Raw genomic sequence first — 24,885 nt, forward strand, 5'->3', positions numbered from 1 at the left:
CGCTGTTTCACTCCAGAGTCAATTGCATAAAGGTGAGGTCCAGCCAGCGGCCGAACTTGCGGCCGACCTGCGGCATCTGGCCGGTGGTGACGAAGCCGAGGCGCTCGTGCAGGCGTACTGAGGCGCTGTTGTCGCTCTCGATGGCGGCGACCATCACATGCAGGTCAGCTGCTTGCGCGCGCTCGATCAGCGCCTGCATCAGCAGCGGACCGAGGCCTTGGCCGCGTTGGTCGCAGCGCACGTATACCGAGTGTTCGACGGTGTGGCGAAAGCCTTCGATGGCGCGCCAAGTGCCGTAGCTGCTGTAGCCGACGACCTCTCCAGCAGCATCGTGGGCTACCAGTACGGGGAAACCGGCGGCGTTGCGTTCGCTCAGCCAGGCCTGGCGGTTGGCCAGGTCGACGAGGGTTTCATTCCAGATCGCCGTGGTATTGAGTACGGCGTCGTTGTAGATGGCCAGGATGGCGGGCAGGTCGGCGGCAGTGGCGTCTTGAATAATCATGCTTATGCAATCGGTTGATGGACGGTGACCAGTTTGGTGCCGTCGGGGAAGGTGGCCTCGACTTGAATCTCCGGGATCATTTCAGGGATGCCTTCCATCACCTGATCACGGCTGAGCAAAGTGGTGCCGAAGTGCATCAGCTCGGCCACGGTCTGGCCGTCGCGGGCGCCTTCCAGCAGTGCGGCGGAGATATAGGCCATGGCTTCCGGGTAGTTGAGCTTTACCCCACGGGCGAGGCGGCGTTCGGCCACCAGGCCGGCGGTGAAGATCAGTAATTTGTCTTTTTCTCTGGGTGTAAGGTCCATCGTTTTGCTCCGTTCGTAGGGTGGATGTCGCTTTTCACATCCACCGGCTGGTGGTGGACAACGCTGCGCGGTTGTCCACCCTACGTGTTCCAAATTCTCGGGGGTATGGCCTCACGGCCAAGTAATTCAGGGCGCAGCAGGCGCCAGAGTTCGATTAGCCAGGCGCGGGCATGCAGCGCTTCGCTGGCCAGGCAGCGGGCTACCAGCAGGCCCGGTAGTTGAGTCAGGTCGCCGCGTACCGGTGTGGTCAGATTGCGGCAGCGCTCCAGCAATTCGCTGTCGATTTCGCCAGTGATCAGCAGGGTGGCAAACACTGGTTTGCCGTCCAGGCCGATGGGCGAGTCGAGCAGGCCGTCAGCGCCGGTAACTCGCTGGCGTTCGTGCCAGAGCAGTTGGCCGTCGCGGCGAATATTCAGTTCGGCTTGGAAATGGCCCGCATCGAAGCGCTCGCCACTGGCTGGGCGGCCGAGGGCGACGATGTCCCAGTACAGCAGCTTGGCATCGCCAAGCAGGTCGATATCGGTGCTCAGCTCGGCTTGGGCGCCGGCGTAGACGATGGTTTCCTGTGGCAGCCATTCCAAGGTGGCACCCGCTTCGACACGCAGCTTGAGGCTTTGATAAGCCGGGCCGGTAGCGCGGTACCACTTGGCTGCACCGGGGCTGGTCAGCTGGGCCCAGGCATTGGCGCCGACTGTGGCGCAAATATCCAGGCGGTCACCGCCGGCGATGCCGCCCGGTGGGTGCACGATGATGTGCTGGCACACTTGCGGCCCTTCGGCGTACAGGTGCTTTTGCACCCGCAGCGGGCCTTTATGGCGGCGCAGGGTCGGGCGGGTGGCGTCGCCGTCACGGCCATAACCCAGCTCCAGCTCGGCGTGCCAGCTGGGGGTAAATAAGGCGGCGGGTACGGGTGCGTTCATAGTTATCTTTTTCGGTGGAATGGGCTTCGGCTGTTTTGTAGACGCGAGCTTGCTCGCGAATCGCAATCGCGAGCAAGCTCGCTCCTACAGGTTGCCCTCAAATCGCCACCAGTCCGCGCACACCGTCGGCTTCCATGGTTTCGCCACGTCCCTGCTGGACAATCTCGCCGCGGCTCATGACAAGGTATTGATCGGCCAGCTCGGCGGCAAAGTCATAAAACTGCTCGACCAGCAGGATGGCCATGTCACCACGTTCGGCGAGTTTCTTGATCACCACGCCGATTTCCTTGATCACCGAGGGCTGGATGCCTTCGGTGGGTTCGTCGAGGATCAGCAGGCGCGGCTTGCTGGCCAGTGCGCGGCCGATAGCCAGTTGCTGCTGCTGGCCGCCGGAGAGGTCGCCGCCGCGGCGTTGCTTCATCTCATGCAGCACTGGGAACAGCTCATAGATAAATTCCGGCACCACTTTGGCCTCGCTGCCGGGGAAGCGTGACAGGCCCATCAGCAGGTTCTCTTCTACCGTCAGACGGCCGAAGATTTCCCGGCCCTGGGGCACGTAGGCGATGCCGGCGTGCACGCGCTGGTGAGGCTTGAATGCGGTGATCGGCTGGCCTTCCCAGTTGACTGCGCCTTGCTTGGCCGGGATCAGCCCCATCAGGCATTTCAGCAGGGTGGTTTTGCCCACACCGTTGCGGCCGAGCAGGCAGGTGACTTCGCCGACTTTGGCCTCGAACGACAGGCCTCGGAGGATATGGCTGCCGCCGTAGTACTGATGCAGTTGCTCAACTTGCAGCATGTCGATGTCCTTTTATTCGTTTTGTGGGAGGGGCCGAGCGGCGAACCGATCAGCCGCGACGCTTTTGATCTTTAAGCGCTCGCGGCTAAAGCCCCTCCCACGGTATGCATTAACGGCCGAGATAAACCTCGATCACCCGCTCATCGTTCTGCACCTGCTCCAATGAGCCTTCGGCCAGCACGCTGCCCTGGTGCAGCACGGTGACGTGGTCGGCAATGCTGCCGACAAAGCCCATGTCGTGCTCCACCACCATCAACGAGTGCTTGCGCGCGAGCGACTTGAACAGCTCGGCAGTGAACTCGGTTTCGGCGTCGGTCATGCCCGCTACAGGTTCATCCAGCAGCAACAGTTGCGGGTCTTGCACCAGCAGCATGCCTATCTCCAGAAACTGCTTCTGCCCGTGCGAGAGCAACCCGGCCGGGCGTGAGCGCGATGCATCGAGCTTGATCGTCTGCAGTACTTCATCAATGCGGTCACGCTGCTCGTCGCTGAGTTTGGCACGCAGGCTGGCCCACACCGACTTGTTGGTCTTCTGCGCCAGCTCAAGATTCTCGAACACGCTCAGCGCCTCGAACACCGTGGGCTTCTGGAACTTGCGACCGATGCCGGACTGGGCGATCTGCACTTCGCTCATCTGGGTCAGGTCGAGGGTTTCGCCGAAGTAGGCGACGCCGTTGTCGGGGCGGGTCTTGCCGGTGATCACGTCCATCATGGTGGTCTTGCCGGCACCGTTGGGGCCGATGATGCAGCGCAGTTCACCAACGCCGATATACAGCGTCAGGTTGGTCAGCGCTTTGAAGCCATCGAAGCTGACGTTGATGTCTTCCAAGGTCAGGATGGTGCCGTGGCGGATGTTCAAGCCTTTGTTGGCCAGGGTGCTGGCGCCAATCGCATCGCGGCTGCTACCGGCGGGGTCGAAGGCCGGTGCAACCATCATTTCGGGTACGGGAGCTGCGCGCATCATTGCTCTCCTTTCTTGCGTAACAACCCGATCACGCCTTTCGGCAGAAACAGCGTTACGACGATAAATAGAAAGCCCAGGGCGAACAGCCAGTATTCCGGGAAGGCCACGGTAAACCAGCTCTTCATTCCATTGACCAAACCCGCGCCGAGCAGCGGGCCGATCAGCGTGCCGCGCCCGCCCAGGGCCACCCACACGGCGGCTTCGATGGAGTTGGTGGGCGACATTTCGCTGGGGTTGATGATGCCCACCTGTGGCACATACAGCGCCCCGGCCAAACCGCAGAGCACTGCGCTGAGCACCCAGATAAACAGCTTGTAGCCGCGTGGGTCATAGCCGCAGAACATCAGGCGGTTTTCCGCATCACGCAGGGCGGTCAGCACCCGGCCGAACTTGCTGCGCGCCAGCCGCCAGCCCAGGTACAGGCTGGCCACCAGCAGCACCACTGTGGCGAAGAACAGCGCTGCGCGGGTGTGCGCAGCGGTGATGTCGAAGCCGAGAATGGTGCGGAAGTTGGTGAAACCGTTGTTGCCGCCAAAGCCGGTTTCGTTACGAAAGAACAGCAACATGCCGGCGAAGGTCAGCGCCTGGGTCATGATCGAGAAGTACACGCCCTTGATCCGCGACTTGAAGGCGAAGTAACCGAACACCAACGCCAGCAGCCCCGGCGCCAGCACCACCAGGCACAGCGCCCAGAGGAAGTTGCTGGTGCCGTACCAGTACCAGGGCAGCTCGGTCCAGGCGAGGAAACTCATAAAGGCCGGCAGGCCGTCACCGGCCGCTTCACGCATCAGGTACATGCCCATGGCATAACCACCGAGGGCGAAGAACAGGCCGTGGCCGAGTGACAGCAGGCCGGCGTAGCCCCAGACCAGATCAAGCGCCAGGGCGACGATGCAGTAGCAGAGGATCTTGCCGACCAGTGTCAGGCTGTAGGCCGAGATATGCAGGGCGTTGTCTGCTGGCAGCAGGTGCAGCAGCGGCATGGCAATCAGCACTACGAGTACCAGTAAGCCGAAGGCCATCGAGACCTGCGGACCGAGCTTGGCGCTGGCGCGTGCCAATAGCGTTTGATTCAGGGGCATAGTCATCAGTCGATCACCCGTCCTTTCAGTGCGAAGAGACCTTGCGGGCGTTTCTGAATAAACAGAATGATCAGCGCGAGGATAAGGATCTTGCCGAGTACGGCGCCGATCTGTGGTTCGAGAATCTTGTTGGCGATGCCCAAACCGAAGGCCGCCATGACGCTACCGGCGAGCTGGCCGACACCGCCAAGCACCACCACCAGGAACGAGTCGATGATATAGCTCTGCCCGAGATCGGGACCGACGTTGCCGATCTGGCTGAGGGCCACACCGCCGAGGCCGGCGATACCGGAGCCCAAGCCGAAGGCGAGCATGTCCACCCGGCCGGTCGGCACGCCGCAGCAGGCCGCCATATTGCGGTTCTGCGTCACGGCGCGCACGTTGAGACCCAAGCGGGTTTTGTTCAGCAGCAGCCAGGTCAGCAGCACCACGAACAGAGCGAAGCCGATGATGACGATGCGGTTGTACGGCAGCACCAGATTGGGCAGCACCTGGATGCCACCGGACAGCCAGTAAGGGTTGGCCACTTCGACGTTCTGCGCGCCGAAGATTACCCGTACCAGCTGGATCAGAATCAGGCTGATGCCCCAGGTGGCCAGCAGGGTTTCCAACGGGCGGCCATAAAGGTGGCGGATCACCGTGCGCTCCAAGGCCATGCCGATGGCGGCGGTGACGAAGAACGCCACCGGCAGCGCCACCAGCGGATAAAGGGCCAGAGCTTCCGGGGCGAAACGCTGAAACAGGACCTGCACCATGTAGGTGGAGTAGGCGCCGAGCATGAGCATCTCGCCGTGGGCCATGTTGATCACGCCGAGCAGGCCGAAGGTGATGGCCAGGCCCAGAGCAGCCAGCAGCAGAATCGAGCCCAGCGACAGGCCGCTGAACGCCTGGCCGAGCAGCTCACCGATCAGCAGTTTGCGCTTGACCTGGGCCAGGCTGGTTTCGGCAGCGGTACGCACACCGGCATCGCTTTCGACGGCGGGGTCGAGCAGGGTTTCCAAGCGGGTGCGGGCCAGTGGGTCGCCGGTTTCACCGAGCAAACGCACTGCTGCCAACCGCACGGCAGGGTCGCTGTCGACCAGTTGCAGATTGGCCAGCGCCAGGGTCAAGGCGTCACGCACGGTCTCGTCGGTTTCGCGGGCGACGCTGGCCTCTAGCAATGGCAGTTGCGCCGGTTTGGCGCTCTTTTGCAGGTGTTGGGCGGCGGCCAGGCGCAGTTCTGGATCGTCCGCGAGCAGTTGGTGGCTGGCCATGGTGCTGCTGATCAGGCCGCGCAGGCGGTTATTCAGGCGCAGTTTCTTGGGCGCGCTGGTTGGGCGCGCGTCACCTTCCAATGCTTGGTAAGTGCCGGCGTTTTCAATAAACGCCTGCTTGCTTTTGTCAGTCGCGACGCGGCCCTGCTGCAGGGCTTCGAGCAATGGCAGGCGTGCCGCATCCGGGGCGGCCGACCAGCTTTGCAGCAGTTTGGCCTGCTTAGCGGGGTTGGCGGCGGCAAAATCTTGCGCGTCACCGGCCTGCGCGGCCAGGGGCAGCAGCAACAGCAGGCTCAGCAGAATTCGGGTAAGGGCAGTGAGCATGGGGATTCCTTGGCGTAGCCCGGATGCAATCCGAGAGCGGTCTTCCCGGATCACCTCCGGGCTCCAGCGACCCTCTCCCTGCACGGCTGAGCCAACCCATCTTTGACAAGAGGGTTGCTCTGCCACGCGGCGTGCCATCACGCTCGAGGGGAGGGCTTTTGCCTTAGTTGGACTTGACTGCGTAATCCGGCTTTTTGTCGTTGCCCTCGATGTACGGGCTCCACGGTTGGGCGCGGATCGGCCCTTCGGTCTGCCAGACCACGGAGAACTGCCCGTCTTCCTGTACTTCACCGATCATCACGGGCTTGTGCAGGTGATGGTTGGTTTTGTCCATGGTCAGGGTGAAGCCACTTGGCGCGGCAAAGGTCTGCCCGGCCATGGCCTCGCGGACCTTATCAACATCGGTGGTGCCGGCTTTTTCAACGGCCTGTGCCCACATGTGGATGCCCACGTAAGTGGCTTCCATCGGGTCATTGGTCACCACGGTGTCGGCGTTCGGCAGCTTCTTAGCTTTGGCGTAGGCTTTCCAGTCGGCGACGAACTTCTCGTTAACCGGGTTCTCTACGGACTGGAAGTAGTTCCAGGCAGCCAGCTGGCCGACCAGCGGTTTGGTGTCGATGCCACGCAGTTCTTCTTCGCCCACCGAGAAGGCCACCACCGGGATGTCGGTGGCTTCGATGCCCTGGTTGGCCAGCTCTTTGTAGAACGGCACGTTGGAGTCGCCGTTGACGGTGGAGATCACCGCAGTTTTACCGCCAGCGGAGAACTTCTTGATGTTGGCGACGATGGTTTGATAGTCGCTATGGCCGAACGGGGTGTAGACCTCTTCGATGTCTTTCTCGGCCACGCCTTTGCTGACCAGGAAGGCGCGCAGGATCTTGTTGGTGGTGCGCGGGTAAACGTAGTCAGTACCTAGCAGGAAGTAGCGCTTGGCCGCGCCGCCATCTTCGCTCATCAGGTACTCGACCGCCGGGATGGCCTGCTGGTTGGGCGCGGCGCCAGTGTAGAAGATGTTTGGCGACATCTCTTCGCCTTCGTACTGCACGGGGTAGAACAGCAGGCCGTTGAGTTCTTCATAAACCGGCAATACCGATTTGCGTGATACCGAGGTCCAGCAGCCGAAGGTCACGTCGACCTTGTCTTGGGTCAGCAGCTGGCGGCCACGCTCGGCGAATAGCGGCCAGTTGGACGCCGGGTCAACCACCACGGGCTCAAGCTGTTTGCCGAGTACGCCGCCCTTGGCGTTGATCTCGTCGATGGTCATCAGCGCCATGTCTTTGAGCGACGTTTCCGAGATGGCCATGGTGCCGGACAGCGAGTGCAGGATGCCGACCTTGATGGTTTCCGCGGCTTGCACGGTCCAGGTCATGCCCATGGCGGCGATGGACACGGACAGGGTGAAGGCCTTGATCAGATTGCGACGTTGCATGGTGCGATCTCCATTCACAAAAGTACTGTGTTAACTGCTGATTTGGGCTTATTGGTCTTGGCAGTGAAACAACAGGGCACAAGCTGGGCCCGAAAACGTCGACAGCGCTGCGCTGTCCTGATAGGGCTAGAGCAATTGCTGTGCCTGTTTGCGAAATACCAGGCAGATCGCGCTCGGCAACACGCGCGGCTAGGTGCGTTATGGCCTGGGTGCGCAGTGTTTAGCGGGCAGCAGCAGGTGTTGCGCCCCGGCTGTGCAGCCGGGGCGCGGTGTGAGGGTTATCGGGATAGTTGCACCAAGCAGGTGCGGTGAGCGGGGTGTGGTGCGTGGGTGTGTGCTGTGCTGGGGCGTGGCGGCTGAGGGTCAGCTGACCAGGTAGTTCTTCACCCCGGTAAAGATGATTTGCGCGGCCAAGGCGCACACGAACAGCCCCATCAGGCGGCTGACGATCTGCAGCCCTTGATCACCGAGCAAACGCTCAAACTGGTTGGACATATACAGCACCACGCCCACGGTGAAGCTGGCTAGGGCAATGCCCAGCACGGCCACGGCCTTGTCGCTCCAGTCCGGTTGGCTGGCGCCCATCAACAGGAGGGCGCCGATGGTGCCGGGGCCGACGGTCAATGGGATGGTCAGCGGCACGATAGTCACGTCCTGCTGCACGTTGTCGCTTTGCACCGCCGACTTGCCTTGGGCCATGCCCAAGGCCGAGATAAATAGCACGCTGCCGGCACCGATGCGGAAAGCATCAATGGTGATGCCGAACAGGGTGAAGATGTGTTTGCCGAACAGGTACAGCAGCACGCTGGCGATCAGCACGCCGAGCGCCACCTTCCAGGCCAGGCGCTTGCGCTCCTTGACCGTGTAACCACGGCTCAAGCCAATAAAGCACGACAGCACGAAGAAGGGGCTATAGAGCACCAGCAGTTTCAAATACAGGCTGAACAGCGCGGACGCCATGACAAGGACTCGTCTCGATCAATAAGGGGAGGCAGGGTACGAGTGTAGAGGCCGCCGGGCAATCCCAGCGACCCAATCAGGATGGCAAGGCGGCGCGCTTGAGGCGGATTTCCCGCTCGGCCACCCAGTGCTCAATCAGTTCACGCAGTTGCGACATTTCCACTGGTTTGGACATATGCCCGTCCATACCCACTTGGCGCGCGCGCTCTTTGTGTTCATTGAGGATGTGCGCAGTCAGTGCCACCACTGGGGTGCGCGGGCGCTGTTCGGTGGCCTCCCATGCACGCAGCTGTTCGGTGGCGGAGAAGCCATCAAGCACCGGCATTTCACAATCCATCAGCACCAGATCATATTGCTGGGCCTTCATCGCGCTGAGTGCTTCTTCGCCATTGCTGGCGGTATCCGGCTGCAGGTTGAGCTTGCCGAGCATGCCGCGAATCACTTTGGTGGAAATGGTGTTGTCTTCGGCGACCAGGATGCGGAAATCACTGGGGACGTTGAGGGGCGCGCTGATGGGGGGCGGAATGAACATTGGCGAGTCACCCTTGCCGCGCTGCGCCAGTTCGTCGGCCAGGGTGGTTTTCAGGGTGTAACCGGCCACAGGTTTAGCCAGGATGCGCTTGATCCCGGCGTTGCGCGCGATGATCTTGCTCGGCGCCTGGCTGATACCGGTGAGCATGATCAGCAGGATGTCGTGGTTGATGTTGGCGTCTTCTTTAATGCGTGCCGCCAGCTGCATTCCGGTCATGCCGGGCATTTCTTGGTCCAGTAGCACGACATCGAAGTACTCGTGCAGGTGCGCTTTGGTGCGCAACAGGGCCATCGCTTCTTTACCCGACGGCACCGCGCTGACGCGCATGCCCCAAGCGCTGCATTGCTGCACCAGGACTTTGCGGCAGGTGTCGTTGTCGTCCACCACCAGCAGGCGTGCGCCTTGCAGCGAGGCGTCGAGGTCGGCGGTGGGCAGCTCCAGGCGCGCGGCATCCAGCGGCAGGGTCAGCCATAGGGTTGAGCCTCGGCTGTTGCCGCCCTGGATACCAAACTCGCCGCCCATCAGGCGGATCAGCTGGCGGGCGATGATCAGGCCAAGGCGACCGCCCAGCTTGGTCGCCGCGAGGAAGTCTTTGCTGTGCAGTTCGGCATTGAGGAGGGCGTCGCGTTCGCTAGCATCCAGCGGCTTGCCGCTGTCCTGTACGGCGATGCGCAGGCGTGGCTGCTCGCTGTTTGTGTCGAGCGCCACCACCAGCAAAATTTCGCCTTCATCGGTCTGCTTGAAGGCGTTGTCCAGCAGGCTTAGCAGGGTCTGGCGCAGGCGCGTGGGGTCGCCGCTGATCACCCGTGGCACTTGCGGCTGGATAAAACTGATCAGCTCAACCTTCTGCTGCTCAGCCTTGGCGCGGAAGATGTCCAGGCAATCTTCAATCAGCGCGTTAAGGTCGAACTGCACATCATCCAGCTCAATCTGCCCGGACTCCAGCTTGGAGATGTCGAGAATCTCGTTGATCAGGGTCAGCAGCTCATTGCCCGAGCTGTGGATGGTTTGTACATAGTCGCGCTGCTTGGCGGACAGCGGCGTGCCGAGCAGCAGCTCAGTCATGCCCAGCACGCCATTCATCGGGGTGCGGATTTCGTGGCTGATCTTGGCGAGAAACTCAGCTTTGGCTTTCAGTTCGGCTGTGCTGGCGGCGAGGGCGCTGCTGGTGCTGAAGTGCTCCTGCAGGATGCGTCGTTGGCGTTCACTCATGGCCATGCTGAGGATAAAGCCGCTGATGACAGTAGTGCCCAGCAGGGCGTAGGCGATCGATTCGCTCTGCACTGACCAGTAGCCGAAGAAAATCGGTAAAGCGCAGATAAAGGCCACGCAGAACACCAGCGCCGCGATGCTGAACAATCGCGCAGGTTGGTAGCCATGCCGCCAGTGGGTGAGCGCGACCAGCAGGATGCTCAAGCCGGCAATTACGTTGAGCACGTAGACCAGCTGGTTGAACTGCAGGTTGGTGGCGACCAGGAGAACCATGCAAACCACGGCGATCAGTGCCACTTCGCCGCCAAGCAGATAGTTCAGTGGCGTGTTGGGGCAGACCTTATGGAAGAAGCTGGCGGTAAAGCACAGCGCGCAGATTGCCACCAGCAGCATCGACAGGTTGACGATCTGCGGTTGCAGGATTTGCCACTCACCGAGCCAGGGCGTGCTGATGCCCAGCAGGCTTACCGCCACGATCACTTGGCAGGTTTGCATCGCGGCCAGCCAGAGGTTGCTGTTGGCGCGGATGTACGCATAACGCACAAGGTTATACGCCACCAACATGGCCAGGCAGCCGATTAACAGCCCGAAGAGCAACGGGCGATTATCATCGGCCGCTAAGGCTTGGGCGCTCTGCAGGGTGATGGTAGGGCGCAGGGCATGGTCCGAGGCTAGGCGTAGATACAGGTCCAGCGGTTGCTCGCTGATTGGCAGCGGCAGGAGAAAGTCGCGACTGGCCAGCGGTCGGCTGGAGAGCGGCAGGTTGCTACCGGTATGGGCCTGCGCGATGAGCTCATCGTTTTGCAGCACATAGAGGTCAAGGTAGGCCAGGTAGGGGGCGAACAACCGCAGCATCTGCGCATCGGTATTCGCCGCGAGGCGATGGTGCAGCCAGAGTGCGCTGTCCCCGCCTGGGGTGTAGAGCTGGGTAAGGTCAGTGGGCTGGAACTGCGCTTGGCGTTCGGCGCTGCGCACGTCATTGAGTTGTAGCTCGGCGCCCGGGTCGCTGAGGCTTGACCAGGCAACCTGTGCGTCTGCTTGAGCTGACGCTGCGGTGAGCGCCATCAGCAGGGTGCTGAGTAGCAGGTAGGTGGCAATCCTCAGCCGGCGCACAATGAGTTCCCTTCAATATTAGGTGGGCAGATTATAGCCAAGCTGTTTGTCTGGGTAATATGACAATGATGGCCAATTAGCCACCATTGTCGTCTTTAGCGTTACTTTTCTGCGTGTTCGCGGGCAATCGCGCGGTAACCGATGTCGGTGCGGTAGAAACTACCGTTCCAGCGGATCTTCTCGGCCAGGCGGTAGGCCTGCTGCTGAGCCTCTTCCACGGTACGGCCGATGGCGGTGGCACACAGCACGCGACCGCCCGCAGTAACGACCTGACCGTCCTTCAGTGCGGTACCGGCGTGGAAGACTTTGCCGTCCAGTTGCGCGGCATCCTCCAGGCCTTCGATCACATCACCTTTGGCGTAATCGGCGGGGTAGCCGCCGGCCGCGATCACCACGCCTACTGTCGGACGTGGGTCCCAGGTGGCTTCGACCTTGTCCAGGGCCTTGGCCAGTGCAGCTTCGACCAGCAACACCAGCGAAGATTCCAGGCGGCACATGATTGGCTGGGTTTCCGGGTCGCCGAAGCGGCAGTTGAATTCGATTACCTTCGGCTTGCCGGCCTGGTCGATCATCAGCCCGGCGTAAAGGAAGCCGGTGTAGACGTTGCCTTCGCTGGCCATGCCGCGCACGGTCGGGTAAATCACTTCATCCATCACCCGCTGGTGCACGTCGGCAGTGACCACTGGCGCTGGCGAGTAAGCGCCCATGCCGCCGGTGTTCGGGCCGGTATCGGCGTCGCCGACGCGCTTGTGGTCCTGGCTGGTGGCCATTGGCAGCACGTTCTCGCCATCGACCATGACGATAAAGCTGGCTTCTTCGCCGTCGAGGAACTCTTCGATGACTACGCGTGAGCCGGCTTCGCCAAACGCATTGCCAGCGAGCATGTCGCGCACGGCGTCTTCGGCTTCCTGCAGGGTCATGGCGACGATTACGCCTTTACCTGCCGCGAGGCCGTCGGCCTTGATCACGATGGGGGCACCGACCTTTTGCAGGTAAGCCAGGGCCGGCTCAACTTCGGTGAAGTTCTGGTAATCGGCCGTCGGGATCGCATGACGGGCGAGGAAGTCCTTGGTGAAGGCCTTGGAACCTTCCAACTGCGCGGCGGCAGCGGTGGGGCCGAAGATATCCAGTTTGCGCGTGCGGAACAGATCAACCACGCCCGCTACCAGCGGCGCTTCTGGGCCGACGATGGTCAGCTGCACGTTTTGCTCGGCGAAGTCGGCCAGCGCTTGGATATCCAGCACGTCGATGGCGACGTTCTCGCACTTGGCTTCAGTGGCGGTGCCGGCGTTGCCCGGGGCGACGAAGACTTTCTCGACGCGCTTGTCTTGTGCGACTTTCCAGGCCAGGGCGTGTTCACGACCGCCGCTGCCGATGATCAATACATTCATGTTTCTCTCCCAGTGGAGGCGGGCCTAGGCCCGTTAGGTGGATAAGAAAGGGTTATCCACCCTACAAAAGCGATGTTGGGTATCGCTGTACTCAACCCAACCTACGGTGCAAAACGTGCAACTCTATCGAGGTCGTAGGATGGGCGGGGCGCAGCAATATCCATCAAATTAATGGCGGAAATGACGCATGCCGGTAAACACCATGGCAATACCCGCTTCATCGGCGGCGGCAATCACTTCAGCATCGCGCATCGAACCACCCGGCTGGATCACCGCGGTGACGCCATTGGCGGCAGCGTTATCCAAACCGTCGCGGAACGGGAAGAAGGCGTCACTGGCCATGACCGAACCGGCGACCTGCAGGCCAGCGTGCTCGGCTTTGATTGCAGCAATACGCGCGGAGTTGACGCGGCTCATCTGGCCGGCGCCGACACCGATGGTCTGGCGGCCCTTGGCGTAGACGATGGCGTTGGATTTAACGAACTTGGCCACTTTCCAGGCGAAGATCAGGTCGTGCACTTCCTGCTCGCTCGGCGCGCGCTGGGTGACGATCTTCAGGTCGTCGGCGGTGATCATGCCGATGTCGCGGCTCTGTACCAGCAGGCCGCCATTCACGCGTTTGAAGTCCCAACCTGCGCTGCGCTCGGCCGGCCATTCGCCGCACTCGAGCAGGCGCACGTTGGCCTTGGCAGCCACTACGGCACGGGCTTCAGCGCTGATTTTTGGCGCGATGATCACTTCGACAAACTGACGCTCAACGATGGCCTGGGCGGTGGCACCGTCCAGCTCGCGGTTGAAGGCGATGATGCCGCCGAAGGCCGACTCGGTGTCGGTGGCGTAGGCCAGTTCATAGGCCTGGCGAATGCCGCCTTCGCTGTCCAGGGCCACGGCCACGCCGCACGGGTTGGCGTGCTTGACGATCACGCAGGCTGGCTTGACGAAGCTCTTCACACATTCCAGCGCGGCGTCGGTGTCGGCCACGTTGTTGAACGACAGCTCTTTGCCCTGCAGCTGCACGGCGGTCGCCACGCAGGCTTCGTCGGCATGCTCGACATAGAACGCGGCTTTCTGGTGCGGGTTTTCACCGTAGCGCATGTCTTGCGCCTTGATGAACTGGGTATTGAAGGTGCGCGGGAACAGGTTGCGCTCGGCAGTCGACAGCGTGTCGCGGCTCTGCTCGATGGTGCCCAGGTAGTTGGCGATCATGCCGTCGTAGGCTGCGGTGTGTTCGAAGGCTTTGAGGGCCAGGTCGAAGCGCTGGGCGTAGCTCAGGCCGCCGGCTTTCAGGGATTCGACGATGCTGGCGTAATCGCCCGCGTTGACCACGATGGCTACGTCTTTATGGTTCTTCGCGGCGGAGCGGACCATGGTCGGACCGCCGATGTCGATGTTCTCGATGGCGTCGGCCAGGTCACAGCCCGGCTTGGCCACGGTGGCGGCGAAGGGGTAGAGGTTGACCGCGACCAGGTCGATCGGTTTGATGCCGTGCTCGTCCATGACTGCGCCGTCGAGGGCGCGACGGCCAAGGATACCGCCGTGAATTTTCGGGTGCAGGGTCTTGACGCGACCGTCCATCATTTCCGGGAAGCCGGTGTAGTCGGCAACTTCCACGGCGGCGACGCCGTTGTCTTTGAGCAGTTTGTAGGTGCCGCCGGTGGACAGAATCTCCACATTGAGGGCGACGAGCTCACGGGCAAACTCAAGGATGCCGGTCTTGTCGGAAACACTGATCAAGGCACGGCGAACGGGGAGGCGGGTGGTCTGGTCGGTCATTTCAGAGTCCATCAGGGCGGTAGTTTCAGCAAAAAGGGCGGCTCATGTGGGCCGCCCTTTTCGGGAGTTGGGGGTTACAGCAGGTCGTATTGCTTGAGTTTCTTACGCAGGGTGCCGCGATTAAGGCCGAGTAGCTCGGAGGCCTTGGTCTGGTTGCCCTTGACGTAATTCATAACGGTTTCCAGCAGCGGCGCTTCCACTTCGGTCAGCACCAAGTTGTAGACGTCACAGACGTCGGCGCCCTCAAGGTGGGCGAAGTAGTTATGCAAGGCTTTCTCAACGCTGCCACGCAGGGTTTGTCCTTCTTCGCTTGGCGTATTGAGGTGCTGCTTCAAACTACTGTTGTCACTCGCAGGAGCCATTTCACTTCCTAAAGTTTCAGTCAACATCGTCATGCGGCCACCCCTTCTCCATTGTTATGCCGTTCGCTGAAGAACTCGCGAACGTTGGCGCACTGCGCGTCCTTACTGTCCAGACGATTGAATTGGGCGCGAAACTCCTTGGCGCCCGGCAAGGTTGCGAGATACCAACTGACATGCTTGCGGGCGATACGCACGCCCATTACATCGCCGTAGAAGGCGTGCAGTGCAGCCAGGTGTTCAAGCAGAATGTGTTCCACTTCGAGCAGGCCAAGCGCCGGGAGGTGTTCACCGGTACGCAGGTAATGCTCGATTTCACGGAATATCCACGGCCGCCCTTGCGCGGCTCGGCCGATCAACAGGCCGTCGGCGCCGGTGGCCATCAACACGGCCTTGGCTTTTTCGGGCGAGTCGATGTCGCCATTGGCCAGCACCGGAATCGACACCGCCTGCTTGATTGCAGCGATGGTGTCGTACTCAGCCTCGCCCATGTACAGGTCAGCGCGGGTGCGGCCATGCACGGCCAGCGCGACAATGCCGGCGTCTTCGGCGATTTTCGCGACTGTGACGCCGTTCTTGTTCTCGCGGTCCCAGCCGGTGCGGATTTTCAGGGTCACCGGCACATCGACGGCGGCGACCACGGCCTGAACAATCTCGCGAACCAAGGCTTCATCTTTCAGCAGGGCGGAGCCGGCAGCCTTGTTGCAGACTTTCTTGGCCGGGCAGCCCATGTTGATGTCGATAATCTGTGCACCCAATTCGACGTTCTTGCGCGCCGCCTCGGCAAGCATCTGCGGATCACCGCCGGCGATCTGCACCGAGCGCGGCTCGGGATCACCGGCGTGCACCATGCGCAGGCTCGACTTGCGGGTGTGCCACAGGCGCATGTCGCTGGTGACCATTTCCGACACCACTAAACCGGCGCCCATGCGCTTGCACAGCTGTCGAAACGGCTGATCCGTGACGCCCGCCATCGGGGCGAGGATCAGTGAGTTGGGCAATGTATAGGGGCCGATGCGTAGCGCCGACATAGGGCTTCCCTGCTCAAGAGACGTGCTGTTGAGGTCAATAGGAGAGTGCGAAAAAGGGTGGGCATGATACCCGCTCTGGATGACCGGAGAAAGGCTGTTTTGAACAAATTATGAACAGCTCTGAGCTTATCGCGATGGGTTTGGTTGTGGCGGATGCGCAACCAAACCTCGCTATCTTGGCTATTCCGGCGAGTGGAAGCTCAGGCTGTAATTCACCGCCTGGGTGCCTGGGTCGAGGATGTCCAGGGAGATGTGAATCGGCGTCTGCGGTGGCATTTCGACGTTGCCGGCCAGTTCACCGGCGAGGTATTCGCTGGGTTTGAAGCGGCGGCTGGCGAGCAGCTGGCCATTGATGTCGGCAAAGCGTATTTCCAGCAGCGGGAAGGGCTGCGAGAAGGGTGCGCGGTTGTAAAGGATGGCGTCGACTACCAGTGCGCCGCTGAACTCGGGGTGGCTGCGCACCACCAGGTTGCTGCTTTTGATTTGGCTGATGTCGACTTTGGATGGCAGCTGGCAGCCGACCGCCGGGCACAACTGTTCAAACCATGGGCGGTACTGATCCTGGCGCGCCAGTTCGTCGAAGTGATAGATCACGTATTGGCCAGCCAAGGCGCTGGCGCCAAGCAGGTTCAGCACGGTCCAGCCAATCCAGCGGCCCCAGGGCTTCTTCGGCGGCTGCCAGTCCAGTTGTAATGGTTCGTCATCCAGCTCGAACAGGTGCTCGTCACGCAATTGCGGCTCGTTGCGCTCGGTTTTTTTCGGCGCGGTCAAGTCCGGCTCTTCATCGGCGGGGCTGTCTGCGTGCGCGGAAAAGCTGTCGCGCTGGGCGTGCAGTTCAATGTGTTCGATTTCGGGTTCTAGATGGCGTTCGCTGGCGTTGGTATTGAACGCAGGTTCGTCCTCAATCGTGCTGAGCGGCTCGTGCGACGTCGGCGGCTGACTGGCGGCTGGCGTGCGCAGCTCGTCATGCAGCAGGGCTTCGGCCCAGCGCTCGTCGTGCGGGTCGTGCTCAACGGGCTCGGGTGCCAGAAAGGTTTCGGCGTATTTTGGGGCGCTATCAATCGCCAGAAACTGCTTGGACATCTGCTGTTCCTGGGCTTCGAGCTTGGCCAGCTCTTCATCCAGGTCGAGGCTGTCGAGGTCCAGGTCGTCGTGAATCCACAAGGTGTCGCTGGCGGTGTTGCTGGCTGGCTCGGGGGCTGCTGCGCTGGGCTCGACCGCCTGTGGTGCGGGCGTTGCGGGCAGGGGCTGCGGTTTTATGTCGGGCGCCTGCGCTGGCGCGCTGGTGGGTAGCTGCTGGCCTTGTTCGCGCAGCTGTTGCGCGGCGTTGAACACATGCAGGCAGGCTCCGCAGCGCACGGCACCATGGGCTGCGCCCAGCTGCGTGAGGTTCACGCGAAAGCTGGTGCGGCAATGGGGGCACTGGGTGACGAAGCTCTGGGTCATGCGGCAATCCGAATAAACAAGGCGGTTAGTCTAACGCAAGCGCTCGGCAATGCAGCGCAGCCTAACGGCGCACGCCGCTGATGCGTACCCAGCCATCTTTGTCGGCTGTTGGGTCGAGGTCAAAGGCGTCGGCATAGGCGGCGCGCACTTCTTCGGCCTGTTCGGCGAGGATGCCTGACAGCGCTAGGCGGCCGCCGGCTTTAACCAGGCGGGAGATCTGCGGCGCCAGTGCCACCAGCGGGCCGGCGAGGATATTGGCGACCACCACGTCCGCCGGCTCTTGCGGCATGTCTTCAGGCAGGTAGAGCGGGAAACGCGCCGGGTCGATGTTGTTGCGTCCGGCGTTATCGCGCGAGGCTTCGATGGCCTGGATGTCAATGTCGGTGCCGACGGCTTGCGGTGCGCCAAGCAGCAAGGCGGCAATGGCGAGGATGCCCGAGCCGCAGCCGAAGTCGATCACGCTGCAATCATGCAGGTCTTGCCCATCCAGCCATTCCAGGCACAGCGCGGTGGTGGGGTGGGTGCCGGTGCCGAAGGCCAGGCCTGGATCGAGCAGCAGGTTGACGGCGTCCGGCTCTGGTGCGGCATGCCAGCTCGGCACGATCCATAGGCGTTGGCCGAAGCGCATCGGCTGGAAGCCGTCCATCCAGCTGCGTTCCCAGTCCTGGTCGGCAATCACTTCGGCCTGGTGTTCCGGCAGGTCGGCACCGGTCAGCAGCTGCAGGTGGGCAAAGACTGCATTGGCGTCGGTATCGGCTTCGAACAGGGCGAGCAGGTGGGTATGCGACCACAGCGGCGTGGTGCCCAAGTCCGGCTCGAAAATTGGCTGGTCTTCAGCGTCCATAAAGGTCACCGATACGGCGCCGACTTCCAGAAGGGCATCTTCGTAGGTTTCCGCCTGCTCAGGAGTGATGGCGAGACGGACTTGTAACCAGGGCATGGGAAACCTCGTGAGCGTTGTGGCGGGATGGCGCAAATTGGCGCGCAGCTTACTTGAAGCGGTGGTGCGGCTGCCACCGCTTGCGGTCGGCAGAAACGACAAGGGCCGCCGAATGGCAGCCCTTGTCTGTGCGCTATGCCAAAGCTTAGTGCTTATCCATACCTAATTTCTTTTCCAGGTAGTGGATATTCACGCCGCCTTTGCAGAAGCCTTTGTCGCGGACCAGGTCACGGTGCAGCGGGACGTTGGTCTTGATGCCGTCAACTACGATCTCGTCCAGGGCATTGCGCATACGGGCCAGGGCCTCGTCGCGGGTGGCGCCGTAGGTGATGACCTTGCCGATCAGCGAGTCGTAATGCGGCGGTACGGTGTAGCCGCTGTACAGGTGCGAATCAACCCGCACGCCATTGCCACCAGGGGCATGGAAGTGCTTGACCTTGCCGGGGCAGGGCATGAAGTTATCCGGGTCTTCGGCGTTGATTCGGCATTCCAGCGAGTGGCCGCGAATCACCACGTCGTCCTGGGTAAACGACAGCTTGTTGCCAGCGGCGATGCTGAGCATCTCCTTGACGATGTCGATGCCGGTGACCATTTCCGATACCGGATGCTCAACCTGTACGCGGGTGTTCATCTCGATAAAGTAGAAGCGACCGTCTTCGTAGAGAAACTCGAAGGTGCCAGCGCCGCGATAGCCGATCTCGATGCAGGCATCGACGCAGCGTTGCAGCACTTCGACGCGGGCTTTTTCATCAATGCCCGGTGCCGGTGCTTCTTCCAATACCTTCTGGTGGCGGCGCTGCAGCGAGCAGTCGCGGTCACCCAGGTGGATGGCGTTGCCTTGGCCGTCGGAGAGGACTTGGACTTCGACGTGGCGCGGGTTGCCGAGGAATTTTTCCAGATAGACCATCGGGTTGCCGAACACTGAGCCCGCTTCGCTGCGGGTCAGCTTGGCCGACTTGATCAGGTCTTCTTCCTTGTACACCACGCGCATGCCGCGACCACCGCCGCCGCCAGCGGCTTTGATGATCACCGGGTAACCCACTTCGCGGGCAATCTGCAGGGCGGTTTCTTCGTCTTCCGGCAGCGGGCCGTCGGAGCCGGGTACCACGGGGACGCCGGCCTTGATCATGGCGTGCTTGGCGGACACCTTGTCGCCCATCAGGCGGATGGTCTCAGCGGTTGGGCCGACAAAGGCGAAGCCAGAGTTTTCCACCTGCTCGGCGAAGTCGGCGTTTTCCGCAAGGAAGCCGTAGCCGGGGTGAATGGCTGTTGCGCCAGTGACCTCGGCAGCGGCGATGATCGCCGGAATCTGCAAGTACGACAGCGCCCCGGAAGCTGGGCCGATGCATACCGACTCGTCGGCCAGGCCCAGGTGCATCAACTCGCGGTCGGCGGTGGAGTGCACCGCGACGGTCTTGATGCCTAGTTCTTTACAGGCGCGCAGGATGCGCAAGGCAATCTCGCCGCGGTTGGCGATCAGAACTTTTTCCAACATCGCTGGCTCTCCTCGGTTCAAACGATGGTGAACAGAGGCTGGTCGTATTCCACCGGCTGACCGTTCTCGCCCAGGATGGATTCGATCACGCCGCTGGTTTCAGCTTCGATGTGGTTCATCATCTTCATCGCTTCAACGATGCAGAGGATGTCGCCTTTCTTCACGCTCGAACCGACTTCGACGAAATTCGCCGAGGTTGGGCCGGAGGCGCGGTAGAAGGTGCCGACCATTGGCGAACGCACGACGGTGCCGTTCAGCTTGGCAGCTGCCGGGGCGGCGGCTTCGGCGGCGGGTGCTGCGGCAACCGGTGCGGCTGCTGGGGCTGGCGCCGGAGCGTACATCGGCTGTTGCATAAAGGCCGGCTGCTTGCTGTGGCGGCTGATGCGCACGGACTCTTCGCCTTCGCGAATCTCCAGCTCGTCGATGCCGGACTCTTCCAGCAGCTCGATCAGTTTTTTGACTTTACGAATATCCATAGTGGTTCAACTCCCGGTGAGGTCAGGGGCGCTTAAGTTCAAGTTGTTCGAGTGCAGCCTCCAGGGCCAGCTTATAACCGCTGGCGCCAAGGCCGCAGATCACCCCTACAGCAACATCGGAAAAGTAGGAGTGATGGCGGAAAGCTTCGCGTTTGTGCACGTTGGACAGATGCACTTCGATGAATGGGATGCTCACCGCCAGCAACGCGTCACGTAATGCGACGCTGGTGTGCGTAAAAGCGGCAGGATTGATCAGAATAAAGTCGACCCCTTCGCCATGAGCGGCGTGAATGCGCTCGATCAACTCATATTCGGCATTGCTCTGCAGGTAGAGCAAATGGTGGCCGGCCTCGCGGGCGCGGCGCTCCAGGTCGAGGTTGATCTGCTCCAGGGTGACGGCGCCATAAACCCCAGGCTCGCGGGTGCCGAGCAGGTTGAGGTTAGGGCCGTGCAATACCAGTAGGGTCGCCATGGCGGTGCTTCCTTGTTTTTCTACTGCGCTGGACTATGCCGCGACAGCGTCGGGCTGTCTAGTTCTCTGCAATAGTCAGCACGATGGCTGCAGATTGCGGCAAATATATGACTGCGGGTGCTAGAAACGTTCGCGTGCTGCACTCAAACGGGCGGCGAAGGTTGCGGCATCCACCTCACCTACGACTCGCAGGTCGCGCCATTCGTCACCCTTGCCGTCGAATAACAGGATCGCCGGCGGCCCGAACAGCTGGTAGCGGTCAAGCAGCGCGCGCTGCGCCGGGTTGCTTTCGGTGATGTCGAAGCGCACTAACGTGTAGTCACCCAGCTGGCGGCCGACCTCGGGGGCGGCGAGCACCTCGCGCTCAATCACTTTGCAGCTGATGCACCAGTCGGCGTACCAGTCGAGCAGCAGCGGTTGGCCGCTGCTCTGGGCGGACAGTAATGCTGCATCCAGCTGGGCCGGAGTCGTAACGGTTTGCCACTGGCCTGATTGCACCTGCTGGGTTGCTTCGGCGCTGCTCATCAGCGCGCGCCCGAGTGGTCGCAGCGGGTCATCCTGGCCCTGTAATGCACCGACCCAGGCAACCAAGGCATACACCAGCAGGGGGAGGCCAAGCAGTTGCGCGAGTTTTTGGTGATGGGTTTTCGGCGTCAGTTCCAGTGCGCCGAGCCAGAGTGCGATACCTGCGGCCAGCAGGCCCCACAAGGCGAGGCTGACCGGGCCAGGCACCACGCGCTCAAGCAGCCAGATGGCCACGGCCATCAGCAGTGCGCCGAACAGGTTGCGTACGGTAATCATCCAGGTGCCGGACTTTGGCAGTAAGGCGCCGCCGCCGACGGCGAACAGCACCAGTGGCGCACCCATGCCCAGGCCCAGAGCCAGCAGTTTGAGGCCGCCACCGAGGGCGTCGCCGCTGGCGCTGATATACAACAGCGCGCCGGCTAATGGTGCGGAGACGCACGGTGACACCAACACGCTGGAGAGCACGCCCAACGCGGCTGCGCTGACTACCGTGCCGCCCTGCAGGCGCTGGCTCAGGCGCTGCAGCGGGCCATCGATGGCAGCCGGTAGGCGCAGTTCGAGGAAGCCCAGGCTGGCCGCGCCGAACAGGGCGAAGAAAATCGCAAAGGGCACCAGTACCCAGGGCGACTGCAGGCGCGCTTGCAGATTGAGCTCCGCGCCGAACAGACCCATCAATGCGCCGAGGATGGCAAAGCTCAGGGCCATCGGCAGCACATAGGCCAGCGACAGCACCAGGCTGCGCAGCCCGCCCGGCTGGCCGCGTAATACCACGCCGGTGAGAATCGGCAGCATCGGCAGCACGCAGGGGGTGAAGGTCAGCGCCAGGCCTCCAAGGAAGAACAGTGCCAGATCGCTCCAGCGCCACGGCGTTGCCGCATCAGGTGCGGCACTGTTGGCCGCTGCGCCGCCACCAATGGCCAGCACGTTGGTTTCCGGTGGATAGCACAGGCCTTTGTCGGCGCAGCCCTGGTAGCTGACATTGAGGTTGAAGGGGCGATTGTCCGGGTTACTGACCGGCACCTCGACATCCAGCACCTCGTAGTACACCTCCACATCGCCGAAGAACTCATCATGCTTGGCTTTGCCTGGCGGCAGAATCGCCTGGCCTAGGCTGATATCAGCCGGTTCGCTGCTGAAGCTGAAGCGGTGCCGATACAGGTAATAACCTTCTGCAGCGACAAAGCGCAATTTGACCGAGGTGCTGGAGCTGTCGATCAGGCTCAGCTTGAACGCCTCGCTGACCGGCAGGAAGTCGGCGCTGTTGTTTAGCGGCGTGCCCAGTTGTGCGGGCGCGGGTGGCTTATCGAACAGGCCGGCGCTGGCAGGCAGTGCGACCAAAAGCAGAAGCAGGCAGAGTAAACGGTGCATGGCAGGCTCGTGATACGGGAGTCGCCGCATCATAACGGAGGCGGGTGACTCAGGGCACGGTCAAGGCTGTAAGCGCTGTTGTCTGCCGGCTAAATGGCCGCGACAGATTGCCGCGTTACACCCGAAACGCCTGCACCGCGGTGTGCAGTTGCCCGCCGAGTTGCAACAGGTGTTCGCCCTGATTGCGCCCCTCGCCGATACGCTGCAGGTTGTCGCCGCCCAGCGTGTGGATGCGCTCGCTGTGTCCGCGAATGTCGCTGACGGCTTCACCCTGCTGCGCCGTGGCATCGGCGATGCGCTCGGCCATGCTGGCGATGGTGCGGATCGCGGCAACGATTTCATCCAGCGCACCGTCAGCCGCTTCGGCTTGGCTGGCTGTGGCTTCGGCGTGTTCGACCTGGGTGCGCATGGCTTGCACCGACTGCCGGGCCGCCTGTTGCAGGCGGCCGATCAGCTCCTGAATCTCGGCGGTCGCGCCGCTGGTGCGTTGCGACAGCGAGCGCACCTCGTCGGCCACCACTGCAAAGCCGCGGCCCAGCTCTCCGGCGCGCGCCGCTTCGATGGCCGCGTTCAGGGCCAGCAGGTTGGTCTGTTCGGCGATGCCGCGAATGACCGTCAGCACATTACCGATGGTGGCGGTTTCTTCGGCCAGGCGTTCGATGGCCTGGGCGTTACCCTGTACTTCGTCGACCAGCGAATGCAGGCCGGTAAGGCTCTGGCCAATCACCTGCTGGCCCTGCTCCAGGGCGCTGTTGGCATCGCGGCTGGCGTCGGCGGCCTGGCTGGCGTCGCCCGCTACCTGCTGAATGGTGGCCTGCAATTCGCCCAATGCATCGCGAATCTGTGCGGTATCCCCGGCCTGGCGCTCAGCGCCCTCATGCAGGCCGCCATTGAGGTGTGCCAGGGTGTGACTGGAACTGACCACCTGCTCGGCGTTTTGGCGAATGGTGCCCACCAGGTCAACCAGATAAACCCGCAAGCGGTTGAGCGATTCTTCGATATCGCGCAACTCCTGCGTGCGTGAGTCGAGATGAATGTCGGTCGCGAAGTCACCCTGGGCCCAGGTCGACAAGGCTGGTGCCAGGCGAGAAAGGACGCGGGTGAGGCGGCGCTGCAGGGTGTCGATAATCAAGGCAATCAGCAGGATCAGGCCGATCATCAGGCCCAGTATCAACTGCACTTCGCCCTGGATACGCCCATGCTCGGCGCGCACTTGAGGCTCCAGCGCGGCGAGCGCCTGTTGTACCTGATCGACCTGCACGCGGGTGCTGCTGGCAAGGGCCGCGCGTGCCTCGATCAGCTCCCGGGTGCGCTGCAGTTCGGCGGGGTAGCGTTTGAGCAGCGACAGCAGGTCGCGCTTGAGGGCGATGCCGCGGTCTTCGGCCTGGCTGCTGTCAGCGCCGGCGTCCAGTCCTAGTAAATTGGCAAAGGCGTTACTGGGCGCTTGGTTAGCGTCGGCCACGCCGAGTAACGGCAGGTCGCTGAGCCGCTGCGTTTGTTTGCTCAGTGCCGCCAGCTCGCGCTCGACTTCACTCGCCAGCTCGCTGCGGCCGCTGCGCACCAGTTTGTCGCGGGCATGGGCTAGGCGTGTGAGGTGGCGAGCCGCGTTGAACAGCGGCCGGCGATAGCTCGCAGCATCGCCTGTATCTGCACTGTCGGCATAGTCCGCCAGTTGTTCGAGGCTCGCCTCTATTTCACGCTCGGCCTGTACGAGCAGGCCTTGTGGGTCTGCGGAGAGCTTGCCGGCGGCCAGCAGTTCGTGGGCGCTGAAAGCTGTGAGAGCGTTGATGCTCGGAAGAGCGTCGTTGGCCAACTGTTCGGGCAGCTCGGCAATCGATTGCTCCAGTGTCGCCAGCGCCTGCAGCGCCGCGCTGTGGCGCAGGGCGTCGCCCGTTTTCAGGTAGGCGTTGATATTCAGTGCTGCATCGTTCTGGAATTGTTGCGACAGGCTGAGGTATTGCGTCATCAGCAGATACGGGCGTTCGAGGGCGCGCTGCGACCACCAGAGCGTGGCAGCCAAGGCGGCGCACACGGTGACCAGTAGCAGGGTATTGAAATTAGTCAGGAATTTAAGGCGCATAGGGCTCGACCGGCTGAAGAACGGTGCGGGCTACCGACGATTGGCGTCAGGCAGCCACTAAGCCTCAGAATTTATTGCTCTTTCATGACCGTAATATGACGGTGCGAGCCGCGTCACAGTTTTCTATCGCGCGCTGA

21 protein-coding genes are annotated in these 24,885 nt (G+C 62.0%); all 21 read right to left on the reverse strand.

Features of this window, described 5'->3' with window-relative positions; translation table 11 throughout:
• Nucleotides 1-7: 7 nt before the first annotated feature.
• Nucleotides 8-502 (reverse strand): GNAT family N-acetyltransferase, encoded by a 495-nt coding sequence (locus N1078_RS05810; RefSeq protein ID WP_443218090.1) that lies wholly within the window; start codon nt 500-502, stop codon nt 8-10.
• Nucleotides 503-504: 2 nt separating this feature from the next.
• A complete protein-coding gene (ureA, locus tag N1078_RS05815; RefSeq protein WP_269379893.1) occupies nt 505-807 on the reverse strand; it encodes an urease subunit gamma in 303 nt (100 codons plus the stop codon).
• An 80-nt stretch (nt 808-887) separates the two neighbouring features.
• Nucleotides 888-1,727, reverse strand: coding sequence for an urease accessory protein UreD (locus tag N1078_RS05820; protein WP_274087256.1), 840 nt, complete (start codon nt 1,725-1,727; stop codon nt 888-890).
• Between the two features lie 97 nt (nt 1,728-1,824).
• Nucleotides 1,825-2,523: an urea ABC transporter ATP-binding subunit UrtE gene (gene urtE, locus N1078_RS05825; protein WP_274087257.1), complete on the reverse strand. Its 699-nt coding sequence runs from the start codon at nt 2,521-2,523 to the stop codon at nt 1,825-1,827.
• Between the two features lie 109 nt (nt 2,524-2,632).
• Nucleotides 2,633-3,484, reverse strand: coding sequence for an urea ABC transporter ATP-binding protein UrtD (gene urtD, locus N1078_RS05830; RefSeq protein ID WP_274087258.1), 852 nt, complete (start codon nt 3,482-3,484; stop codon nt 2,633-2,635).
• Nucleotides 3,484-4,575: an urea ABC transporter permease subunit UrtC gene (gene urtC / locus N1078_RS05835; RefSeq protein WP_443218091.1), complete on the reverse strand. Its 1,092-nt coding sequence runs from the start codon at nt 4,573-4,575 to the stop codon at nt 3,484-3,486. Before urtC ends, urtD begins: the two co-directional genes overlap by 1 nt.
• A complete protein-coding gene (urtB, locus tag N1078_RS05840) occupies nt 4,575-6,146 on the reverse strand; it encodes an urea ABC transporter permease subunit UrtB (protein WP_274087259.1) in 1,572 nt (523 codons plus the stop codon). The genes urtC and urtB overlap by 1 nt, the downstream gene beginning before the upstream one ends.
• 163 nt (nt 6,147-6,309) lie before the next feature.
• Entirely contained in the window at nt 6,310-7,575 is a 1,266-nt protein-coding gene (gene urtA / locus N1078_RS05845; protein WP_274087260.1) for an urea ABC transporter substrate-binding protein, read from the reverse strand.
• 363 nt (nt 7,576-7,938) lie between these two features.
• Nucleotides 7,939-8,535, reverse strand: a complete 597-nt coding sequence (locus N1078_RS05850; protein WP_274087261.1) for a MarC family protein — start codon at nt 8,533-8,535, stop codon at nt 7,939-7,941.
• Nucleotides 8,536-8,611: 76 nt separating this feature from the next.
• The gene (locus N1078_RS05855) at nt 8,612-11,392 is read right to left on the reverse strand and encodes a hybrid sensor histidine kinase/response regulator (RefSeq protein WP_274087262.1); all 2,781 of its coding nucleotides are present in this window, start codon (nt 11,390-11,392) and stop codon (nt 8,612-8,614) included.
• A gap of 101 nt (nt 11,393-11,493) precedes the next feature.
• Nucleotides 11,494-12,783: a phosphoribosylamine--glycine ligase gene (gene purD, locus N1078_RS05860; protein ID WP_274087263.1), complete on the reverse strand. Its 1,290-nt coding sequence runs from the start codon at nt 12,781-12,783 to the stop codon at nt 11,494-11,496.
• Nucleotides 12,784-12,951: 168 nt separating this feature from the next.
• Nucleotides 12,952-14,556, reverse strand: a complete 1,605-nt coding sequence (gene purH / locus N1078_RS05865; RefSeq protein ID WP_274087264.1) for a bifunctional phosphoribosylaminoimidazolecarboxamide formyltransferase/IMP cyclohydrolase — start codon at nt 14,554-14,556, stop codon at nt 12,952-12,954.
• Between the two features lie 74 nt (nt 14,557-14,630).
• The gene (fis, locus tag N1078_RS05870) at nt 14,631-14,951 is read right to left on the reverse strand and encodes a DNA-binding transcriptional regulator Fis (RefSeq protein ID WP_274087265.1); all 321 of its coding nucleotides are present in this window, start codon (nt 14,949-14,951) and stop codon (nt 14,631-14,633) included.
• The gene (gene dusB, locus N1078_RS05875) at nt 14,948-15,946 is read right to left on the reverse strand and encodes a tRNA dihydrouridine synthase DusB (protein ID WP_274087266.1); all 999 of its coding nucleotides are present in this window, start codon (nt 15,944-15,946) and stop codon (nt 14,948-14,950) included. The genes fis and dusB overlap by 4 nt, the downstream gene beginning before the upstream one ends.
• A gap of 180 nt (nt 15,947-16,126) precedes the next feature.
• Nucleotides 16,127-17,392: a DUF3426 domain-containing protein gene (locus N1078_RS05880; protein ID WP_274087267.1), complete on the reverse strand. Its 1,266-nt coding sequence runs from the start codon at nt 17,390-17,392 to the stop codon at nt 16,127-16,129.
• 61 nt (nt 17,393-17,453) lie between these two features.
• Entirely contained in the window at nt 17,454-18,332 is an 879-nt protein-coding gene (gene prmA, locus N1078_RS05885) for a 50S ribosomal protein L11 methyltransferase (RefSeq protein ID WP_274087268.1), read from the reverse strand.
• A gap of 145 nt (nt 18,333-18,477) precedes the next feature.
• Nucleotides 18,478-19,827, reverse strand: coding sequence for an acetyl-CoA carboxylase biotin carboxylase subunit (gene accC / locus N1078_RS05890; protein WP_274087269.1), 1,350 nt, complete (start codon nt 19,825-19,827; stop codon nt 18,478-18,480).
• 17 nt (nt 19,828-19,844) lie between these two features.
• Nucleotides 19,845-20,303 carry an acetyl-CoA carboxylase biotin carboxyl carrier protein gene (gene accB / locus N1078_RS05895; RefSeq protein WP_274087270.1) on the reverse strand — a complete coding sequence of 153 codons (459 nt, stop codon included), beginning with the start codon at nt 20,301-20,303 and terminating at the stop codon, nt 19,845-19,847.
• 22 nt (nt 20,304-20,325) lie between these two features.
• Nucleotides 20,326-20,775, reverse strand: a complete 450-nt coding sequence (gene aroQ, locus N1078_RS05900; protein ID WP_274087271.1) for a type II 3-dehydroquinate dehydratase — start codon at nt 20,773-20,775, stop codon at nt 20,326-20,328.
• Between the two features lie 120 nt (nt 20,776-20,895).
• Nucleotides 20,896-22,668, reverse strand: a complete 1,773-nt coding sequence (locus N1078_RS05905; protein ID WP_274087272.1) for a protein-disulfide reductase DsbD — start codon at nt 22,666-22,668, stop codon at nt 20,896-20,898.
• A gap of 115 nt (nt 22,669-22,783) precedes the next feature.
• Complete coding sequence (locus N1078_RS05910; protein WP_274087273.1) at nt 22,784-24,748, reverse strand: methyl-accepting chemotaxis protein; 1,965 nt, start codon at nt 24,746-24,748, stop codon at nt 22,784-22,786.
• Nucleotides 24,749-24,885 lie beyond the last annotated feature (137 nt).

Source organism: Pseudomonas sp. MIL19 (assembly GCF_028680365.1).
GTDB lineage: Bacteria > Pseudomonadota > Gammaproteobacteria > Pseudomonadales > Pseudomonadaceae > Aquipseudomonas > Aquipseudomonas spirodelae.

Excerpts from the sequence above, each read along its gene's own strand:
- purH (WP_274087264.1), bottom strand. The coding sequence starts at position 14,556 with ATGACCGACCAGACCACCCGCCTCCCCGTTCGCCGTGCCTTGATCAGT.
- urtD (WP_274087258.1), bottom strand. The coding sequence starts at position 3,484 with ATGCGCGCAGCTCCCGTACCCGAAATGATGGTTGCACCGGCCTTCGAC.
- aroQ (WP_274087271.1), bottom strand. The coding sequence starts at position 20,775 with ATGGCGACCCTACTGGTATTGCACGGCCCTAACCTCAACCTGCTCGGC.
- urtC (WP_443218091.1), bottom strand. The coding sequence starts at position 4,575 with ATGACTATGCCCCTGAATCAAACGCTATTGGCACGCGCCAGCGCCAAG.
- N1078_RS05880 (WP_274087267.1), bottom strand. The coding sequence starts at position 17,392 with ATGACCCAGAGCTTCGTCACCCAGTGCCCCCATTGCCGCACCAGCTTT.
- urtE (WP_274087257.1), bottom strand. The coding sequence starts at position 2,523 with ATGCTGCAAGTTGAGCAACTGCATCAGTACTACGGCGGCAGCCATATC.
- purD (WP_274087263.1), bottom strand. The coding sequence starts at position 12,783 with ATGAATGTATTGATCATCGGCAGCGGCGGTCGTGAACACGCCCTGGCC.
- urtA (WP_274087260.1), bottom strand. The coding sequence starts at position 7,575 with ATGCAACGTCGCAATCTGATCAAGGCCTTCACCCTGTCCGTGTCCATC.
- accB (WP_274087270.1), bottom strand. The coding sequence starts at position 20,303 with ATGGATATTCGTAAAGTCAAAAAACTGATCGAGCTGCTGGAAGAGTCC.
- N1078_RS05910 (WP_274087273.1), bottom strand. The coding sequence starts at position 24,748 with ATGCGCCTTAAATTCCTGACTAATTTCAATACCCTGCTACTGGTCACC.
- ureA (WP_269379893.1), bottom strand. The coding sequence starts at position 807 with ATGGACCTTACACCCAGAGAAAAAGACAAATTACTGATCTTCACCGCC.
- N1078_RS05850 (WP_274087261.1), bottom strand. The coding sequence starts at position 8,535 with ATGGCGTCCGCGCTGTTCAGCCTGTATTTGAAACTGCTGGTGCTCTAT.
- urtB (WP_274087259.1), bottom strand. The coding sequence starts at position 6,146 with ATGCTCACTGCCCTTACCCGAATTCTGCTGAGCCTGCTGTTGCTGCTG.
- N1078_RS05905 (WP_274087272.1), bottom strand. The coding sequence starts at position 22,668 with ATGCACCGTTTACTCTGCCTGCTTCTGCTTTTGGTCGCACTGCCTGCC.
- prmA (WP_274087268.1), bottom strand. The coding sequence starts at position 18,332 with ATGCCCTGGTTACAAGTCCGTCTCGCCATCACTCCTGAGCAGGCGGAA.
- N1078_RS05820 (WP_274087256.1), bottom strand. The coding sequence starts at position 1,727 with ATGAACGCACCCGTACCCGCCGCCTTATTTACCCCCAGCTGGCACGCC.
- accC (WP_274087269.1), bottom strand. The coding sequence starts at position 19,827 with ATGTTGGAAAAAGTTCTGATCGCCAACCGCGGCGAGATTGCCTTGCGC.
- fis (WP_274087265.1), bottom strand. The coding sequence starts at position 14,951 with ATGACGATGTTGACTGAAACTTTAGGAAGTGAAATGGCTCCTGCGAGT.
- N1078_RS05810 (WP_443218090.1), bottom strand. The coding sequence starts at position 502 with ATGATTATTCAAGACGCCACTGCCGCCGACCTGCCCGCCATCCTGGCC.
- dusB (WP_274087266.1), bottom strand. The coding sequence starts at position 15,946 with ATGTCGGCGCTACGCATCGGCCCCTATACATTGCCCAACTCACTGATC.